Origin of the sequence: Bacillus sp. SH7-1 (genome assembly GCF_008042405.1) — a bacterium.
Classification (GTDB): domain Bacteria; phylum Bacillota; class Bacilli; order Bacillales; family Bacillaceae_G; genus Bacillus_A; species Bacillus_A thuringiensis_N.
The window spans coordinates 289,276-307,895 of sequence record NZ_QNUD01000003.1 but is presented as its reverse complement, the minus strand read 5'-3'; the positions used below and the strand labels follow the sequence as shown (position 1 = coordinate 307,895).

The window sequence follows — 18,620 nt, the reverse complement described above, 5'->3', positions numbered from 1 at the left end:
CTAAGAACCTTCCGCCCGAAAGGTAAAAAGCACACCTGTAGGTCGAAAGAACCTTAGCTGGTCAGAGCTGAAAGAGCCACCTGCACTTTTAAATATATTATCTAGCTCCAGCGGCTAGAATCTCCGGCCATTTCACTCTCTCGCTCGAAGCAAAAAGCGCTTCAAGGTCGAGAGTTCTAAATAGCCTGCGATTCTGAGCAAGCCGCTTGCGCTTTTAAATATAATTTGCGTTTTTTTGAGTAAGTACCATATACTATTTGTATTAGATACTAGGATGTAGAGGTGAATGATGTGTTAGATCGTTTGCAAGCTGTTGAAAATCGTTATGAGAAGTTAAATGAATTGTTAAGTGACCCAGAGGTTATTAGTGATACAAATAAGCTTCGTGAATATTCAAAGGAACAATCTGATATACAGGAAACGGTAGAGGTGTATCGTGAGTATAAAGATGTTCGTGAGCAATTAAAAGATGCGAAAGCAATGTTAGAAGATAAGTTAGACGCTGAGATGCGTGAAATGGTAAAAGAAGAGGTTTCTGAATTGGAAGGGCAAGATAAAACGTTATCAGAGCGTCTGAAAATTTTACTTGTTCCAAAAGACCCTAATGATGATAAGAACGTTATCGTTGAGGTTCGTGGAGCTGCTGGTGGCGACGAGGCAGCTTTATTTGCTGGTGACTTATACCGTATGTATAGCCGTTACGCTGAGGTACAGGGCTGGAAAACGGAGATTATTGAGGCTAGCTATACAGAGTTAGGTGGATATAAAGAGATTATCTTTATGATTAACGGTAAAGGTGCTTTCGCGAAGCTGAAATTCGAGAATGGTGCGCACCGTGTACAACGTGTTCCTGAAACGGAATCTGGTGGCCGTATTCATACATCTACAGCAACTGTAGCTGTATTACCAGAGGCAGAAGAAGTAGAAATTGATATTCATGAGAAAGATGTTCGTGTTGATACATTCGCTTCTAGTGGTCCTGGTGGACAGAGCGTTAATACAACGATGTCAGCGGTACGTTTAACGCATTTACCGACTGGTGTAGTTGTATCATGTCAGGATGAGAAGTCACAAATTAAGAATAAAGAAAAAGCGATGAAAGTATTACGCGCACGTGTTTATGATAAGTTTAGACAAGAAGCACAAGCTGAGTATGATCAAAACCGTAAACAAGCTGTTGGTACAGGTGATCGTTCAGAGCGTATTCGTACGTATAACTTCCCGCAAAACCGTGTTACAGACCATCGAATCGGTTTAACGATTCAAAAGCTAGATCAAATCTTACAAGGTAAGTTAGATGATTTCATCAATGCCTTAGTGATGGAAGATCAGGCTCAAAAGATGGAGGCAGCTGAGTAATGCGTGTCTATGAAGCCCTGAAATGGGCTTCTTCTTTTTTACAGGAAAATGGACGAGATGAAAATGCGGGAGAAATTGTCCTTTGTCATGTATTAAAGGTGAACCGAACAGGATTACTTATGAATATGCGTGAAGAAATAACTGTGGAACAAGAAACAAACTTTACAGAGTTTATCCACAAGCATGTAGAAGGTATTCCGATTCAATATATGATTGGTTATGAAATGTTTTATGGACGATCGTTCTTTGTGAATGAAGAAGTATTAATACCAAGACCGGAAACAGAAGAGCTTATAGTAGGAGTATTAGAAAGAATCGAGCGCCATTTTGGTGATGAGAAACTACATGTAGCAGATATCGGTACGGGTAGCGGAGCGATTTCGATTACACTTGCTTTAGAAAATAAAAATCTTCATGTGTATACGGTAGATATTGCGCAGGAGTCGATTGAAGTTGCAAAAGAAAATGCAAAAACTTTGGGTGCAGAAGTAACGTTCTATCATGGTGATTTATTATCACCATTTTATAAAACAGGTCAAAAGTTAGATGTTGTTGTTTCAAATCCTCCATATATACCGGAAGAAGACTGGCGTGGTCTTTCTCCTGTAGTGAAAGAGCATGAGCCAAAGAGAGCGCTTGTTGGCGGGGAAGACGGATTAGATTTCTATCGCCGTTTTATGGAAGAGTTGCCGAATGTGTTACAGAAAAAAGCAATTGTGGCGTTTGAAATTGGAGTAGGGCAAGGTGAGGACGTGAAGGGGCTGTTACAACAAGCTTTCCCACATGCTCATGTTGAGGTTGTTTTTGATATTAATGGAAAAGATCGTATGGTATTTGCAGAGATGGAGTAAGGTTCACGCCTTACTCTATTTTTTGTGCAAAAATTTATATAGATTTTGAATTTAATAGTTTAGAAAGATGAAAGTCTGTCCACACTGTTTGTAGAAGGGACGGTGGAGGAAATGAAAAAACAAGTTATTGCTTATCTTCTTCTATTATTAATTGGTGCACAGTTGCTTGTGCAGTTTGGATATATGAAAGCTGATGCGAAAGGGCCTTCAGTTATTCCGAAAGAGGCCGTTCGATTACGGATTTTAGCAAATAGTGATTCAGATAAAGATCAGGCGTTAAAGCGCAAAGTGCGTGATGAAGTAAAAGCGCAAATTGATGGATGGGTAGCGGATTTAACTTCATTTGAAGAGGCGCGTAAAGTCATTCAAAGTCATATTCCAGAAATCGAAAAAACAGTGGCCAATACGTTGAAAAAAGAAGGAAGTAAAGATTCATTTCAAGTGAAATTCAGTAAGAATGTAAAGTTTCCTACAAAGGTATATGGGAATTTTATTTATCCAGCAGGGGAATATGAGGCAGTATTGATTACAATTGGAGAAGGTGAAGGGGCAAACTGGTGGTGTGTATTGTTTCCACCGATGTGTTTCTTAGATTTTTCAAGTGGTACAGCTGTAAGGAAAGAAGAACATGTTGTGAAGGCTGAATCTCCTGAAGAGGAGCAGGTAAAACAAATAGATGAGGAAGTAGTAGATACAGAAGAGAAAAAAGAGGATGAGGTGAAAGAAAAGAAAGTTGTAAAGCAGGAAGTCGCAAAAAAAGTAACAGCTTCTGAAAAGAAAGTAGTAAAAAATGAAACGAAAGTAGAAGAACAATCTGTAAGTAAAGAGGAAACAAAAACTGTGGAAAAAGTGGAGAAACCTGTGGAACAAAAACAAGATAAACAAAATGAGTATGTAAAAGTAGAGGAGGAAGAAGAAAAGCCGGAAGTTAAGTTATTTATTGTAGAGGCTTTTACATCTTTATTCTCTAAATAGTACTATTAGTAGATCCCTTCTCATATATAAAAAAGAGGAGGGATTTACTATGAAGAAGGTATATTTTGCGACGAAAGCAGATGTGGAAAGATTGCATTCTTTTTTCGGACAAGCTAATAAAAAAGATGATAAAATAAATGAGTTGTACGCGCAATTTATGATTTTGGAAGAGGCGGAAGAAATACGGGCTGTCATTGGATATGAACAAAGTGAAGAAAACGCACTTATTCGTTCTTGTTTATTCACACCTAATGTGGATAAACAGACTTTCTTATATTTTTTTGAAATGTTTTTGCAGTATATGAAAGAAAAAAATATTCGACAACTGTACTTACTAACAAATCATCCACAATCTATAACAATCTTTCAGTTTTTTGACTTTGTTACTATAGAGAAAGAAAACGTACCAGAGGGAATTCGACAGTTAGAACACTTTTGTAAAAATATAAAAGAGCCAAATGCAATAATACTAAATTGTCAGCTATTCACAAAGTTATCCACGGATTAATTAGGTTTATCCACATTTTGTGGATAAACCTTGTTTGTCTTTTGGATAAATCTCATAGTAAACTAAAAATAGACAAGTATTTCAGGGTAGAAAAGGACGTGGGAAAAAATGCATACAAATATGTGGGTTGTGGATAATGTTGTGGAAAGAAAAAAATATTATCCACAGTTACAAGAAGCAGCAAAATTATTAAGGGAAAACGAGGCGATTGCCTTCCCTACAGAAACGGTATATGGACTAGGCGCAAACGCTATGAATGATGAAGCAATCGCGAAAATTTTTGAAGCGAAAGGAAGACCGAGTGATAATCCACTTATTGTTCACATCGGTACAAAATCGCAATTAGATGGGATTGTGAAGGAAATTCCGCCAGTCGCGGAGAAGTTAATGGAGCATTTTTGGCCAGGTCCGTTAACAATTATTTTACCTAGAAAAGAAGGAATTTCAGAGAAGGTGACGGCAGGACTTAATACAGTTGGAGTAAGAATGCCTGATCATCCAGTAGCGCTTGCTCTCATTGAAGAGGCAAATGTACCTGTTGCAGCACCGAGTGCAAATCGTTCTGGGCGTCCAAGTCCGACGCTAGCGTCTCATGTATATGAAGATTTAAATGAGAAAATCGCAGGTATTGTAGATGGTGGTGCAACCGGAGTAGGTGTTGAATCAACTGTAATTGATTGTACGAGCACTATTCCGACGATATTACGCCCAGGCGGGATTACGAAGGAACAATTGGAAGCGGTGATTGGTACGGTTTCTTTAGATCCGGCTTTAAAGGATGAGAAAGAAAAACCGAAATCACCTGGAATGAAATATACACATTATGCACCGAAAGCGCCACTTAGTATTGTTGAAGGATCACGTGAGTTTATTCAGCACCTTGTGGATGAGAAGAAGGAAGAAGGATTCAAGGTGGGCGTATTAACGACAGAAGAGTATCAGCATATATATAGCGCGGATGTTATATTATCTTGTGGTGTTCGAAGTGATTTAGCTAGCGTTGCGACTAAATTATATGATGTACTTAGAACGTTTGATGCAAGTGAAGTGGATGTTATTTTTAGCGAATCATTCCCGAATGAAGGAATAGGAAATGCAATTATGAATCGCTTAACAAAAGCGGCAGGACATCATATTATTACTGAATGATAAGGTAAGATTAGCAAACAGAATATTTCTCCTCGGATAAGCATATTGTGAAGTAGCACGTCCGAGGAGGGACATGAATGACGTTTGAACAGCTACTACCTTTAATAATTATGGCATTCGCCTTAGGAATGGATGCGTTCTCGGTGAGTCTTGGTATGGGGATGATGACCTTAAAGGTAAGACAAATCCTGTATATCGGTATGACGATAGGGATTTTTCATATTATCATGCCATTTATAGGGATGGTATTAGGTCGTTTTTTATCAGAGAAGTATGGAGATATTGCACATTTTGCAGGTGCTATTTTACTAATTGGACTAGGATTCTATATTGTATATTCCTCTATTTTGGAGAATGAAGAGACTAGAACGGCTCCTATTGGAATTAGCTTATTCGTATTTGCATTTGGCGTTAGTATAGATAGTTTTTCAGTAGGGCTTAGTCTTGGTATTTACGGAGCACAGACAATTATTACGATATTACTTTTTGGATTTGTTAGTATGTTATTAGCATGGATTGGTTTATTAATTGGTAGACATGCGAAAGATATGCTCGGTACATATGGTGAGATAGTAGGTGGTATCATTCTGGTTGGATTTGGATTATATATCCTTTTTCCTATATAATTTTATGTAGGAGGGAATTATGAACAAGCTATTGGAATGGTATGTTAAGTTTTTAACCTTCTTTCCTCGATGGCTAAGAAGACTTATAATTTTGGGTATTATTTTGCAAATTTCGATGTTAGGTTGGATTAAGTTAATTCGTGAATGGTGAGATAGTTCCTTTCTGTGCATATTTTGTTTGTACTATATTTATTGCACTAAAAATTACAGATATAGAAAGGATGAGATGAATGACGAGATTGAAGCAAGTTTTTGGTATTATTATTAGTTTTTTTGTTTTTTGGTTTAGTATGCTCGGTGTACAGATGTTTGCTGAGTTTTTAGATATTGAGTCATTGAAGTTTGTTGCGGGAAAAACGGAGGCAGCGCGTGCTTTTTATTCTCCGTACCCGTTTTTAATTGTTTTTCTTATTACGCTGCTTTCCCTATACTTCTTCGTAATTAAGCTAGGGAAACCGAAAAAAGAGAAAATGCCTACTTTAGAAGAGAAGAAGGAAGAATTACAATAAAAAATCCCCTGCTATTTAGCAGGGGATTTTTATGTTTAAGTGATAGAAGTAATTGAGCCGCCTTTACTTTTAGATAATATCCAGCTTCAGCGGCTAGAATGGTCGGTGGCTTCGCGTCTTCCTGCGAGGCAAAAAGCGCCTCTACGTCAGAAGCTCCATCCTCCTCCCATTCTGGGCGAGCCCCTTCCGCTTTTAGATAATATCCAGCTCCAGCGGCTAGGATCTCCGGTCATTTCGCTCTCTCGCATGAAGCAAAAAGCGCTTCAAGGTCGAGAGCTCCAATGCCCTGCGATTCTGAACGAGCCGCTTTCGCTTTTAAACTGGCCTCACTAATTCAAATTGTTCTCCTAGTTTTGCGTAGTTGTGTCCTGCTAGGCGGCTTACTGGTTTTAGTCCTTCTGCATGAATGCGTCCATTTTCGTATAGGTGTTCTGCGACGTGGAAACGAACGACGCGTCCGATTAGTAGATCGCAAGCTGGTGAGTCTTCTGTTCCACCAAGAGGAATTGCGCGTTCTAGTACGCATTCCATTCGAATATTTGCTTCTTTTACACCTGGAACGGAGATGACATCACTTTCAATTGGTGTTAGTTTTGCTAGTTCAATTTCACTTTCATTTGGCGGGAGATTAGCTGCTGTTTCGTTAATTGCCGCTACATATGATTCATCAGAGATATGTACGACGAATTCCCCTTTTTCAATTGCGTTTCGGGAAGTGTCCTTTCTTTCTCCAGCTTTTCGTTGTACAGAAACTGAGATAAGTGGTGGATTAGCAGCGACAATATTGAAATAACTATATGGTGCTCCGTTTAATACGCCATCTTTTGTTACAGAAGTAACGAATGCGACAGGGCGTGGAATGATACTTCCTGTTAATAATTTGTAATTCTCTTTTTCCGATTGTTCATTTGGATTAATGGATAACATGCTTGAAATCCCCTTTCTAAATATGACGACTTATTGTTTGTTTACAAGATGTTAGTGGAAAACTCCTGCTGAAAATAATATTTTTATTACATAAAAAGAACTTACTTCAACTACAATGAAGTAAGTTCCGTCTAAATAATCTCGAATTCAAGATAAAAATTATAATAAAACGTATGCACCAGGTCCGATTAAAGCTACCCCGATAGCAACGGCGATTAACATTAAGTTGTATTCATATCCGTTTTGGGTTACCCAGTAACCATTTTTTCCGTGAACAGTGAAGATTGCCATTAACATTGTTCCAACGATAAATAATGAACCAATTGCAGTGAAAATACCTGATGCGAATAAGAAACCACCTAATAATTCAGTTGCGCCAGCCATAAATGCCATGAATACACCAGGGCGTAAACCGATTGATTCCATCCAGCCACCTGTTCCTTTTAAACCGTAACCGCCGAACCAGCCAAATAATTTTTGAGCACCATGACCCATGAATGTAATACCTATAATAAGACGAATAATAAGAAGACCGAAATCCATCATTTTTGAAACCTCCTAAAAGTTATTAACTTACCTTATGTAAGTAATAATAAAATAGTTACTTACTTTAGTCAAGCGGATTTTGAAAAAAGTTTGAAATTAATTTTACAAATTAACGACAAAAAATAAAATGCAGTAAAGACCTCTAGACAAGTCGGGTGAAAAAAGAGAAAATATAAGTAGAAGTTAATTTTCTTATTGTTATTCAGACAATCAGAATTGACTGGAATTTTGCAAAGAGCTACAATAAGAGTCTATTAGTAATGACGTAATTTATTTCGAAAGCGTTTTTACAGTATAATATTCGAAGTATGAAGTCTTACATGTATCCCGAGCTTTACTAGGGATTGCCCTATAAACTTTTAGGTAAATTATAAGGAGGACTATCCTATGTTTAAAAAATTATTCGGTCTTGGTTCAAAAACAAATGAAGAAACAATCGTAGCTCCATTAACTGGAGCAGTGAAAAATATTGAAGAAGTACCAGATCCAGTATTCGCAGGTCGTATGATGGGTGACGGTGTTGCAATCGATCCTACTGAAGGTGTAGTTGTATCTCCAGTTGATGGTGAAATCGTACAATTATTCCACACGAAACATGCTATCGGAATTAAAGCGAAAAACGGTACAGAAATTTTAATCCACGTTGGATTAGAAACTGTAAAAATGGAAGGCGAAGGTTTCGAAGCTCATGTTTCTGAAGGCCAAGCTGTAAAAGCTGGAGATAAATTAATCTCATTCGACTTAGAATTAATTCGTGAAAAAGCGAAAAGCACAATTACTCCAATCGTTATTACAAATACAGATGCAGCTGAGTCTATTAAGACAACTGTAGGCGTAACAGCTACAAAAGGTTCAACAGAAGTAATGAAAGTTACAATGAAATAATTATTGTATAAGAGGAATCCGTTTCGTATGAAATGGATTCCTTATTTTGTTTTGTAGTACGCTTACTATGTATGTTAAAATACCCTAGGCACTTGGAAATAGGGTTTCACATATATGTGGATAAGGCGCATTTTCTTAGAAAAAATATAAGAGAAATGCGCCTTTTGTATATTCACATTTCTTTTGTTCTATTCTTATGTACGTTATGATAAAAGGTAGGAAAAGAAGAAAAGGGGTGGGTTTGGATGAAACGATTGTTATTTATTTGCACTGGAAATACATGCCGTAGCCCGATGGCTGAAGCGTTACTTCGTCATCATGGAGAAGGTAAGTTTGAAGTGCAATCTGCTGGTGTTTTCGCCTATCCTGGAAGTGATGCGTCGGTACATGCAAAGGAAGCTTTAGCTGAAAAAGGAATTACAATCGATCATGCCGCGCAGCAAGTAAACGAAGCTTTGCTTGATTGGGCTGATATGGTAGTAACAATGACGGAAAATCATAGGCAAATTGTCCTTGGTCATTATCCGAGCGTTGAAAAGAAAGTGGATACATTATATGGAGTAACTGAGGGGATAAGTAAAGATATTTCAGATCCATTTGGCGGTTCACTTTCTACTTATAAAGAAACGTTAGAAGAGATGGAAAAACTTGTACAAACTTTACTGAAAAAACATTCAGAAGGTTGATGTTTCGTGTATAATACGATATTGGAGATCACTTCGTACCATTAAGGTATCGAGTGAGAAATGAAGATAATTGATTGAAACTTTGGAGGGGTAAAAATGAAAGTAGTAGTAGCATCTGATCACGGCGGTATGAATATCCGTAAAGAACTTGTAAGTTTATTAGAAGAGTTAAATATTGAATATATTGATTTAGGTTGTGAATGTGAAGCTGGTTCTGTTGATTACCCTGATTTTGCGTTTCCAGCAGCGGAAATGGTAGCGAATGGCGAAGTAGATCGTGGTATTTTAGTTTGTGGGACAGGCATCGGTATGTCAATTGCTGCAAACAAAGTAAATGGTATTCGTTGTGCGTTAGTTCATGATACGTTCAGCGCGAGAGCAACGAGAGAGCATAATGACACTAACATGTTAGCAATGGGCGAGCGTGTAATTGGTGCTGGTCTAGCTCGTGACATCGCAAAAATTTGGTTAACAACTGACTATGAAGGTGGCCGTCACGAAAACCGCGTAGGAAAAATTAAAACATACGAAGCAAAGTAATAGATTCTAACTAGAAGTAGTATGAAATATAATTTGGTGAACCAACCTGTGAAAGGAAGAGGCGTAATGACAGAAATCGTAAAGGTAAGAGAACAGCTACAAATTTCGCTTTCTGATTTCCAAGAACAAGCTTCATTACAAAGTGGTCAAATTTTTGTAGTTGGGTGTAGTACGAGCGAAGTGCTAGGAGAGAAAATTGGAACATCAGGAACGATGGAAGTAGCAGAGGCGATTTTTTCTGAATTAAAACAATTTCAAGAGCAAACAGGTATTGAGTTGGCGTTTCAATGTTGTGAGCATTTAAACCGTGCTTTAGTAGTTGAGAGTGAGTTGGCAATGAAATATCACTTTGAAATTGTAACAGTTACGCCTGTTAGATCAGCAGGTGGTGCATTAGCAACATATGCTTATCATAATTTGAAAGATCCGGTAGTAATTGAGTTTATTAAAGCGGATGCGGGAATGGATATTGGTGATACATTTATCGGTATGCATTTAAAGCATGTAGCTGTTCCGGTTCGTACAAGTGTGAAGGAAATTGGAAGTGCGCATGTAACGATGGCAACAACACGTGGAAAACTAATTGGTGGAGCACGTGCTGTTTATGCGGCGGCTGAAGAGACTATCATTTGCCGTTAAAGTTGCACATTATCCTACGAACGAGGTATGTTGTCTGACTTTATCATAGAAGAAAGAAAAGACCGATTTTCGGTCTTTTTTTTCTTTTATGATAAAGAAAGTCATGTTAGAATGTAGTTGAAAACATGAAGGTTCGAAAGAATTACAACCTGAATTTTCGTTTTTTCTGAATAAATGAGAAAAAACTATTGGGAATCGATGTAATTCGTTCAGAAAAGGGGGATTTTGGTGGATCATTTAAAACGTCAAGATGAAAAGGTATTTGCTGCAATTGAGGCAGAACTAGGAAGACAGCGTTCAAAGATTGAGTTAATTGCTTCGGAAAACTTCGTAAGTGAAGCAGTAATGGAGGCACAAGGTTCTGTTTTAACGAATAAGTATGCTGAAGGATATCCTGGAAAACGTTACTATGGTGGCTGTGAGCACGTAGACGTAGTAGAAGATATCGCACGTGATCGCGCGAAAGAAATTTTTGGTGCAGAGCATGTAAATGTTCAACCGCATTCTGGTGCGCAAGCGAACATGGCAGTATACTTCACGATTTTAGAGCAAGGCGATACAGTACTTGGTATGAATTTATCTCATGGTGGTCACTTAACACACGGAAGCCCTGTTAACTTCAGTGGAGTACAATATAATTTCGTAGAATATGGCGTGGATGCTGAATCTCACCGTATTAATTACGATGATGTATTAGCAAAAGCGAAAGAACATAAACCAAAATTAATCGTTGCAGGTGCAAGTGCATATCCTCGTGTTATCGATTTCAAACGATTCCGTGAGATTGCAGATGAAGTGGGTGCATACTTTATGGTTGATATGGCACATATCGCTGGTTTAGTAGCTGCTGGTTTACATCCAAACCCAGTACCACATGCACATTTCGTTACAACGACAACACATAAAACATTACGTGGTCCACGTGGTGGTATGATTTTATGTGAAGAGCAATTTGCAAAACAAATTGATAAATCAATCTTCCCTGGTATTCAAGGTGGTCCACTTATGCACGTAATCGCTGCAAAAGCTGTTGCATTTGGTGAGACACTACAAGATGAGTTTAAAACATATGCACAAAATATCATTAATAATGCGAATCGTTTAGCTGAAGGCCTTCAAAAAGAAGGACTTACACTTGTTTCTGGAGGAACAGATAATCATTTAATTTTAATTGATGTTCGTAACTTAGAAATCACAGGTAAAGTAGCAGAGCACGTATTAGATGAAGTTGGTATTACAGTGAACAAAAATACAATTCCATTTGAAACAGCAAGCCCATTTGTAACAAGCGGTGTACGTATCGGTACGGCAGCTGTAACATCTCGTGGTTTCGGTTTAGAAGAAATGGATGAAATTGCGTCACTTATTGCTTATACATTAAAAAATCATGAAAATGAAGCTGCATTAGAAGAAGCACGTAAGCGTGTAGAAGTGTTGACGAGCAAATTCCCAATGTACACAGATCTATAATAGATTGAAGAAGACTGCTGAGACGTAATTGTTTTGGCAGTCTTTTTTTTTGGACATATATTCTTCTTTAAGTATGTATACAAATGATGAATAAATTTTGGCGATATAATGAAGGATACAGCTCCCATAATTGGTAAAGATACTAGATAGATTCATTGTAAAATCATGATTTTGCCAAATTTGCCCTTGAATATTAGTAGCGTTTTCTTTACAATCGTAAATAGTGTAAAAAAGCGTGCAAACGCATGAATATCATCTAAAGGAGAGATTCACATGGGAAAACTGTATGTATTTGATCACCCGTTAATTCAACATAAGATTACATATATTCGCGATAAGAATACAGGTACGAAAGATTTTCGTGAATTAGTGGACGAAGTAGCAAGCTTAATGGCTTTCGAAATTACTCGCGATCTTCCACTTAAAGACATTGAAATTGAAACACCTGTAAGCAAAGCGACAACAAAAGTGATCGCTGGTAAAAAACTTGGTTTAATTCCGATTTTACGTGCAGGTTTAGGCATGGTTGATGGAATTCTGAAATTAATTCCAGCAGCAAAAGTAGGACACGTTGGTTTATACCGTGACCCTAAAACATTGCAACCGGTAGAATACTATGTGAAACTTCCAACGGATGTAGAAGAGCGTGACTTTATCGTACTAGATCCGATGCTAGCAACAGGTGGTTCTGCAGCTGAAGCAATTAACTCTCTGAAAAAGCGCGGTGCAAAACAAATTAAATTAATGTGTATCGTTGCAGCTCCAGAAGGAGTAAAAGTAGTACAAGAAGAACATCCTGATGTTGATATTTATGTAGCAGCATTAGATGAGAAATTAAATGACCACGGATATGTAGTACCAGGTCTTGGTGATGCTGGTGACCGTTTATTCGGAACGAAGTAAGACAACTGACGAGAGGGGATTCCCCTCTCGTTTTTTTGCGCCTCGCTGAAGTAGGGGAGGGGATAAATATACATAGTATATACAACATAAGTTGCATACACATCACATATAATATAGAAGTCTTACGTCTAAAGAGCACTATATTATGGAAGGAAAGCGTTATATCTTAAAAATATAATAGTGACAAACTTGTGAACATTACCTTCTATTATAAAGAGAAAACTGTTAGAAATTGCATATCCCTAACCAGTATTTAGAAGGGGAACGTTTTCATTTTTGGGAGGAAATGACTAATACTCAAATTTTTTGATTTTTTACGATTTCTCGTTGACACTGTTAATACCCTATTGTATGCTAACAACGGGGATAGATGGTAGGGCTTTCAGTGACAAAAATACATCCATTCCGTGACGAAAATGTAAACTTTTTATTTTGTATAGGATTTATGCAAAAAAATGAGTTATTATTAACACATCGTGAATGAGGGTTACATATTGGAGGGATGAATCCTTGCAAAAAAACGATCGCAGCCATATAAAAGCTTATGCTTTAATGTCAGGTATTCTTGCTCAGTTAGTCGGTTCTATTCTTGTTGGAATCTTTGGTGGGCAGTGGATTGATAATAAGGTTGGAACGTTTCCATTGTTTCTTATTATAGGGTTATTACTCGGGTTAGGAACAGGGGTATACGCAATGATTCGACTCATTCGACATTACTATTCGGGAGAGCAATGATGATAGACGTACATGGACTTGTCCAAAGACAAAAGAAATATATGTACTACTTGCTTGCGCTTCTAGTGCTAGGATGGGGATTTACCTCTTACAAGGATGTATTTCTTGGGCTGATTATCGGAACGATTTTCAGTTTTCTTAGTTTGCGCATCATTGCACGTAGAACAGACAAGCTATTAGATCGCGTGACAAATGGAGAAAACGTGAAGTTTAAGGCGACAGCTGTAAGTACATATTCAAGGTTCGCGACGATTGGGTTATTAATTTTATTTGCAGCCAAATATCAAGAGTTAATTGCGATGTGGGGCCTAGGTGTAGGATTGCTGACAGGATACCTTGTCATGATCATAGATTTTCTTTATTTAGAGTATAAGAGCAGGGAAGAGAGGTGAATTACTAGTGGAACACGGTAAATTAGTTGAATTTCTAGGTTTAACGTTCGATTTGTCATCAGTGATGATGGTTACTGTAGCAGCAGTTATTGTTTTCGTAATCGCTGTTATTGGAACTCGCAGTTTAGCTCTTCGCCCAACAGGAATGCAAAATTTCATGGAATGGGTGTTTGACTTCGTGAAAGGGATTATCAATAGTACGATGGACTGGAAAACAGGTGGACGATTCTTAACGCTTGGCGTTACGCTTATCATGTTTATCATCGTATCGAACTTCCTTGGTTTACCATTCATGTATTCAACAGTTGAGGCTGGCGAACATATTGCATGGTGGAGATCACCAACGTCTGATCCAGCAGTTACATTAACATTAGCCGTGATGGTAGTTACCCTCACCCATTATTATGGAATTAAGATGAAGGGTACGAAAGAATACGTTAAAGGTTATTTCCAACCTATGAAATTCTTATTCCCATTAAAGGTTATTGAGGAGTTTGCTAACACATTAACGTTAGGTCTTCGTTTATTCGGTAACATTTATGCAGGTGAGATCTTATTAGGATTACTTGCTAAGTTAGGCGGGACGACAGTCCTTGGAGCATTAGGTGCGCTTGTACCGATGTTAGCATGGATGGGATTCAGCGTATTCGTTGGTTCAATCCAGTCGTTTATTTTCGTAATGTTAACGATGGTTTATATGGCTCATAAAGTAAGCCATGACCATTAATATAATTTAAGTAAGAAAAAATTTATTTTTTTATAATACAAAGGAGGACAAATTAAATGAGTTTAGGTGTAATCGCAGCTGCAATTGCAATTGGTTTATCAGCATTAGGTGCAGGTATTGGTAACGGTCTTATCGTATCACGTACAATCGAAGGTGTTGCTCGTCAACCAGAATTAAAAGGCGCACTTCAAACAATTATGTTCATCGGGGTTGCTTTAGTTGAGGCACTTCCAATCATCGGTGTAGTTATTGCTTTCATCGTAATGAACAAATAAGGGAGACTCCCCTTACATAGATGGCGAAGAGTGTTTTTTGAACTTTCTTCGCCATTGCTTTATGAACGAAACGTATGTCTTTTTTTTTCATATGATCAATTTAGATATTTTGAAGGGAGTGAATCCTTGTGCCAACTTTATTATTAGGGGCTGCCATTCCATTTGGAACGATTGCTTATACATTGTTCATTTTCTTACTTCTATTAGTAATGCTACGCAAATTTGCGTGGGGTCCTTTAATGGGAATTATGAAAGAACGTGAAGAGCATGTTACTAATGAAATCGACGCTGCAGAAAGAAGTAACGCTGAGGCGAAGAAGTTAGTAGAAGAACAACGTGAAATGTTAAAACAATCACGTGTTGAAGCACAAGAGTTAATCGAAAGAGCGAAAAAACAAGCTGTAGATCAAAAAGATGTTATTGTTGCTGCTGCAAAAGAAGAAGCAGAATCAATTAAAGCATCTGCTGTACAAGAAATTCAACGCGAAAAAGAGCAAGCGATTGCTGCTTTACAAGAACAAGTTGCTTCTTTATCTGTTCAAATTGCTTCTAAAGTAATTGAAAAAGAATTAAAAGAAGAAGATCAAGTGAAGTTAATTCGCGATTATATTAAAGAAGTAGGAGAAGCGCGATGAGCAATGGGATTGTAGCAAAACGTTATGCTGTCGCTCTTTTTAAAATTGCTAAAGAAAAACACGTATTAGAAATGTTTGAAGAGGAATTACGCCTTGTACAAAACGTTTATGTAAAGAACGGAGAACTACATAGCTTTTTAACGCAACCGAACATTTCAAAAGAGCAGAAGAAAACGTTTCTTGCAAACGTATTCGGATCTGTTTCTGAATCTATTTTAAATACGTTATATATTTTAATTGATAACAAACGCATTGATATCTTACCTGAAATTGCAGATGAATATGTTGTTCTTGCTAATGAAGAACGTAACGTAGCGGACGCAACTGTATATTCTATTCGTCTTCTATCAGAAGAAGAGAAGCTTAACATTGCAGAAGCATTTGCAAAAAGAACGGGAAAAGATGCAATTCGCGTAAAAAATGTTGTAGATGAAGATTTATTAGGCGGCATTAAAGTACGTATTGGAAATCGCATTTATGACGGAAGTTTACAAGGAAAATTAGCACGTATTCAGCGTGAATTAATGAAGAATAGATAGGGGTGAAGCACATGAGCATCAGAGCTGAAGAAATTAGCGCACTGATAAAGCAACAAATCGAGAACTATCAGTCTGAAATCGAAGTTAGTGATGTTGGTACAGTTATCCAAGTTGGTGACGGTATCGCGCGTGCTCATGGTCTTGATAACGTTATGGCTGGTGAACTTGTAGAGTTCTCTAACGGCGTTATGGGGCTAGCACAAAACTTAGAGGAAAACAACGTAGGTATTATCATTTTAGGACCTTACACAGAAATCCGTGAAGGTGACGAAGTTCGTCGTACTGGTCGCATCATGCAAGTACCAGTAGGAAAAGAACTAATCGGTCGTGTTGTAAACCCATTAGGTCAACCAGTTGATGGTTTAGGCCCAATCAATACAACAAACACTCGTCCAATCGAAAGTCCAGCACCAGGTGTAATGGATCGTAAATCTGTTCATGAGCCACTTCAAACAGGTATTAAAGCGATCGATGCTCTTGTACCAATTGGCCGTGGACAACGTGAGTTAATCATCGGTGACCGCCAAACAGGTAAAACAGCAGTTGCACTTGATACAATCATTAACCAAAAAGATGAAGATATGATTTGTATCTATGTAGCTATCGGACAAAAAGAATCAACTGTACGTAACGTAGTAGAAACACTACGTAAGCACGGTGCATTAGATTACACAATCGTTGTAACTGCATCTGCTTCTCAACCAGCTCCATTATTATACTTAGCTCCTTATGCTGGTGTAACAATGGGTGAAGAGTTCATGTACAATGGCAAACACGTATTAGTAGTATATGATGACTTATCAAAACAAGCAGCGGCTTACCGTGAGCTGTCATTACTATTACGTCGTCCTCCAGGTCGTGAAGCTTATCCAGGGGATGTATTCTACTTACATTCTCGCTTATTAGAGCGTGCAGCAAAATTAAGTGATGCAAGAGGCGGCGGTTCTTTAACTGCACTACCTTTCATCGAAACACAAGCAGGGGACGTATCAGCTTACATCCCAACAAACGTAATCTCAATTACGGATGGACAAATCTTCTTACAATCTGACCTATTCTTCTCTGGCGTACGTCCAGCGATCGATGCGGGTACTTCTGTATCACGTGTAGGTGGATCTGCTCAGATTAAAGCAATGAGTAAAGTATCAGGTACACTTCGTCTTGACCTTGCATCTTACCGTGAGTTAGAAGCGTTCGCTCAGTTCGGTTCTGACCTTGATAAAGCAACACAAGCGAAACTAAACCGTGGTGCTCGTACAGTTGAGGTATTAAAACAAGGATTACACAAACCGTTACGTGTAGAGAAACAAGTTATCATTCTTTACGCTTTAACACGTGGATTCCTAGATGATATCCCAGTAGTCGATATCACTCGTTTCGAAGAAGAATTCCATGCTTGGTTAGATTCAAATGCAGCTGACTTATTAAGCGAAATCCGCACAACTAAGAAACTTGCGGATGATGACAAATTTGCAGCAGCAATTAACGGATTTAAAAAAGTATTCGTAGCTTCTGAGTAATTAATAAAAGCGGAAGCGGCTCGATTTGAATGTGAAGTGAAGCCACCGAGCATTCAAGCCGCTGGAGCTAGATAATATATAAAAGGCATCTCAGGCTTTGAGATTGCTGACGGTTATGTAGAGGAAAAGAGTAGGTGCACCTATTCTTTTCCTTCAATCATGAGCAAGAATATCTTGCAACGTAGATTAGGAAGAGGATTCTTACTAATCGTGCCAACTTCCGGAAAAAAGGTGGTGAAAACCTGTGGCATCTTTACGCGATATAAAAGCGAAGATTACCTCGACAAAGAAAACGAGTCAAATTACGAAAGCGATGGAGATGGTATCTGCATCTAAGTTAAACCGTGCAGAGCAAAATGCTAAATCTTTCGTTCCGTATATGGAAAAGATTCAAGAAGTAGTAGCGAGCATTGCGCAAGGAAGTAAAGGAATTAATCATCCAATGCTAAATGCGCGTCCTGTAAAGCGTACAGGATACATCGTTATTACATCTGATCGCGGACTAGCAGGTGGTTATAACAGTAACGTATTACGTACGGTAAGTAACGTAGTTCGTGAACGTCATAATATGGATTCAAACCAATATTCAATTATTGTGCTTGGACGACTAGGACGTGATTATTTAAAACGTCGCGGCTTTAACATCATTGATGAAGTAGTTGGATTATCTGACCACCCATCATTTACTGATATTAAAGATCTTGCTTCTCGAGCAATTGCGATGTTCGCAGATGGTGCTTATGATGAGCTGTACATTTACTACAACCATTACGTAAGTAAAATTTCACAAGAAGTAACGGAAAATAAAATTTTACCGCTTACTGATGTGGCGTCTAACAAACCGACGACAGCTTATGAATTTGAACCTTCTGAAGAAGAAATTTTAAAAGTACTATTGCCACAATACGCAGAAAGCTTAGTGTACGGTGCATTACTAGACGGTAAAGCAAGTGAGCACGCGGCGCGTATGACAGCAATGAAGAGTGCTACAGACAACGCAATGGAAGTTATCGATTCACTTACACTTTCATTCAACCGTGCACGTCAAGCAGCGATTACGCAAGAAATTACGGAAATCGTTGGTGGCGCGGCAGCGTTAGAATAGTATTAAAAAGCGGAAGCGGTTCGTTCAGAATGAGAGGGGGATGGAGCTTTTGACGTAGAGGCGATTTGTGCCTCGTAGGAAAAAGCGAAGCCACCGAACATTCTAACCGCTGGAGCTAG

The 18,620-nt window shown here is 38.2% G+C and carries 25 protein-coding genes; 23 read left to right on the top strand and 2 right to left on the bottom strand.

Annotated elements, in window-relative coordinates:
* Positions 1 to 291 precede the first annotated feature (291 nt).
* The 8 genes from prfA to DN390_RS02415 all read left to right on the top strand — a co-directional run bounded on the left by prfA (position 292) and on the right by DN390_RS02415 (position 5,977).
* Positions 292 to 1,359, top strand: coding sequence for a peptide chain release factor 1 (gene prfA / locus DN390_RS02445; RefSeq protein WP_060633208.1), 1,068 nt, complete (start codon positions 292 to 294; stop codon positions 1,357 to 1,359).
* Positions 1,359 to 2,210 carry a peptide chain release factor N(5)-glutamine methyltransferase gene (prmC, locus tag DN390_RS02440; RefSeq protein ID WP_098431734.1) on the top strand — a complete coding sequence of 284 codons (852 nt, stop codon included), beginning with the start codon at positions 1,359 to 1,361 and terminating at the stop codon, positions 2,208 to 2,210. Before prfA ends, prmC begins: the two co-directional genes overlap by 1 nt.
* 111 nt (positions 2,211 to 2,321) lie before the next feature.
* On the top strand, positions 2,322 to 3,185 hold the full coding sequence (gene spoIIR / locus DN390_RS02435; protein WP_060633207.1) for a stage II sporulation protein R: 864 nt from the start codon (positions 2,322 to 2,324) through the stop codon (positions 3,183 to 3,185).
* A gap of 49 nt (positions 3,186 to 3,234) precedes the next feature.
* Positions 3,235 to 3,693 carry a GNAT family N-acetyltransferase gene (locus DN390_RS02430; protein ID WP_000758435.1) on the top strand — a complete coding sequence of 153 codons (459 nt, stop codon included), beginning with the start codon at positions 3,235 to 3,237 and terminating at the stop codon, positions 3,691 to 3,693.
* 108 nt (positions 3,694 to 3,801) lie between these two features.
* Positions 3,802 to 4,842 (top strand): L-threonylcarbamoyladenylate synthase, encoded by a 1,041-nt coding sequence (locus tag DN390_RS02425; RefSeq protein ID WP_060632962.1) that lies wholly within the window; start codon positions 3,802 to 3,804, stop codon positions 4,840 to 4,842.
* A gap of 77 nt (positions 4,843 to 4,919) precedes the next feature.
* Positions 4,920 to 5,468, top strand: coding sequence for a manganese efflux pump MntP (locus tag DN390_RS02420; protein WP_060632961.1), 549 nt, complete (start codon positions 4,920 to 4,922; stop codon positions 5,466 to 5,468).
* Between the two features lie 19 nt (positions 5,469 to 5,487).
* On the top strand, positions 5,488 to 5,619 hold the full coding sequence (locus DN390_RS31025; protein ID WP_255289557.1) for a hypothetical protein: 132 nt from the start codon (positions 5,488 to 5,490) through the stop codon (positions 5,617 to 5,619).
* Positions 5,620 to 5,698: 79 nt separating this feature from the next.
* Positions 5,699 to 5,977 (top strand): DUF3935 domain-containing protein, encoded by a 279-nt coding sequence (locus DN390_RS02415; RefSeq protein WP_000197472.1) that lies wholly within the window; start codon positions 5,699 to 5,701, stop codon positions 5,975 to 5,977.
* 315 nt (positions 5,978 to 6,292) lie between these two features.
* Here DN390_RS02415 and DN390_RS02410 read toward each other — a convergent pair whose 3' ends face one another.
* Both DN390_RS02410 and DN390_RS02405 read right to left on the bottom strand, forming a co-directional pair.
* Positions 6,293 to 6,904 (bottom strand): flavin reductase family protein, encoded by a 612-nt coding sequence (locus DN390_RS02410; protein ID WP_000949041.1) that lies wholly within the window; start codon positions 6,902 to 6,904, stop codon positions 6,293 to 6,295.
* 159 nt (positions 6,905 to 7,063) lie between these two features.
* Entirely contained in the window at positions 7,064 to 7,450 is a 387-nt protein-coding gene (locus DN390_RS02405) for a DoxX family protein (RefSeq protein WP_000968618.1), read from the bottom strand.
* 387 nt (positions 7,451 to 7,837) lie between these two features.
* Between DN390_RS02405 and DN390_RS02400 the strand changes: the two genes are divergently transcribed.
* The 15 genes from DN390_RS02400 to atpG all read left to right on the top strand — a co-directional run bounded on the left by DN390_RS02400 (position 7,838) and on the right by atpG (position 18,501).
* A complete protein-coding gene (locus DN390_RS02400; RefSeq protein WP_000473666.1) occupies positions 7,838 to 8,335 on the top strand; it encodes a PTS sugar transporter subunit IIA in 498 nt (165 codons plus the stop codon).
* 245 nt (positions 8,336 to 8,580) lie between these two features.
* Entirely contained in the window at positions 8,581 to 9,021 is a 441-nt protein-coding gene (locus DN390_RS02395) for a low molecular weight protein arginine phosphatase (protein ID WP_098289147.1), read from the top strand.
* 96 nt (positions 9,022 to 9,117) lie between these two features.
* Positions 9,118 to 9,561, top strand: a complete 444-nt coding sequence (rpiB, locus tag DN390_RS02390; RefSeq protein ID WP_060632958.1) for a ribose 5-phosphate isomerase B — start codon at positions 9,118 to 9,120, stop codon at positions 9,559 to 9,561.
* Positions 9,562 to 9,582: 21 nt separating this feature from the next.
* Entirely contained in the window at positions 9,583 to 10,200 is a 618-nt protein-coding gene (locus DN390_RS02385) for a TIGR01440 family protein (protein ID WP_147806497.1), read from the top strand.
* Between the two features lie 228 nt (positions 10,201 to 10,428).
* Positions 10,429 to 11,670: a serine hydroxymethyltransferase gene (gene glyA, locus DN390_RS02380; protein ID WP_141536483.1), complete on the top strand. Its 1,242-nt coding sequence runs from the start codon at positions 10,429 to 10,431 to the stop codon at positions 11,668 to 11,670.
* A gap of 273 nt (positions 11,671 to 11,943) precedes the next feature.
* Positions 11,944 to 12,573, top strand: coding sequence for a uracil phosphoribosyltransferase (gene upp, locus DN390_RS02375; RefSeq protein ID WP_000517539.1), 630 nt, complete (start codon positions 11,944 to 11,946; stop codon positions 12,571 to 12,573).
* A 370-nt stretch (positions 12,574 to 12,943) separates the two neighbouring features.
* Entirely contained in the window at positions 12,944 to 13,057 is a 114-nt protein-coding gene (locus DN390_RS02370) for a DUF4024 domain-containing protein (RefSeq protein ID WP_060632955.1), read from the top strand.
* A gap of 26 nt (positions 13,058 to 13,083) precedes the next feature.
* Complete coding sequence (locus DN390_RS02365) at positions 13,084 to 13,308, top strand: AtpZ/AtpI family protein (protein WP_001171223.1); 225 nt, start codon at positions 13,084 to 13,086, stop codon at positions 13,306 to 13,308.
* A complete protein-coding gene (locus DN390_RS02360; RefSeq protein ID WP_000567600.1) occupies positions 13,308 to 13,700 on the top strand; it encodes an ATP synthase subunit I in 393 nt (130 codons plus the stop codon). The genes DN390_RS02365 and DN390_RS02360 overlap by 1 nt, the downstream gene beginning before the upstream one ends.
* Positions 13,701 to 13,707: 7 nt before the next feature.
* Positions 13,708 to 14,427 (top strand): F0F1 ATP synthase subunit A, encoded by a 720-nt coding sequence (gene atpB / locus DN390_RS02355; protein ID WP_060632954.1) that lies wholly within the window; start codon positions 13,708 to 13,710, stop codon positions 14,425 to 14,427.
* Positions 14,428 to 14,483: 56 nt separating this feature from the next.
* Positions 14,484 to 14,702, top strand: a complete 219-nt coding sequence (atpE, locus tag DN390_RS02350; RefSeq protein ID WP_000052064.1) for a F0F1 ATP synthase subunit C — start codon at positions 14,484 to 14,486, stop codon at positions 14,700 to 14,702.
* A 128-nt stretch (positions 14,703 to 14,830) separates the two neighbouring features.
* Entirely contained in the window at positions 14,831 to 15,337 is a 507-nt protein-coding gene (atpF, locus tag DN390_RS02345; RefSeq protein ID WP_001142618.1) for a F0F1 ATP synthase subunit B, read from the top strand.
* Positions 15,334 to 15,876 carry a F0F1 ATP synthase subunit delta gene (gene atpH / locus DN390_RS02340; RefSeq protein ID WP_000064682.1) on the top strand — a complete coding sequence of 181 codons (543 nt, stop codon included), beginning with the start codon at positions 15,334 to 15,336 and terminating at the stop codon, positions 15,874 to 15,876. Before atpF ends, atpH begins: the two co-directional genes overlap by 4 nt.
* An 11-nt stretch (positions 15,877 to 15,887) precedes the next feature.
* Positions 15,888 to 17,396, top strand: coding sequence for a F0F1 ATP synthase subunit alpha (atpA, locus tag DN390_RS02335; RefSeq protein WP_000027515.1), 1,509 nt, complete (start codon positions 15,888 to 15,890; stop codon positions 17,394 to 17,396).
* A 244-nt stretch (positions 17,397 to 17,640) separates the two neighbouring features.
* Positions 17,641 to 18,501 (top strand): F0F1 ATP synthase subunit gamma, encoded by an 861-nt coding sequence (gene atpG / locus DN390_RS02330; protein WP_002034912.1) that lies wholly within the window; start codon positions 17,641 to 17,643, stop codon positions 18,499 to 18,501.
* Positions 18,502 to 18,620: the final 119 nt, after the last annotated feature.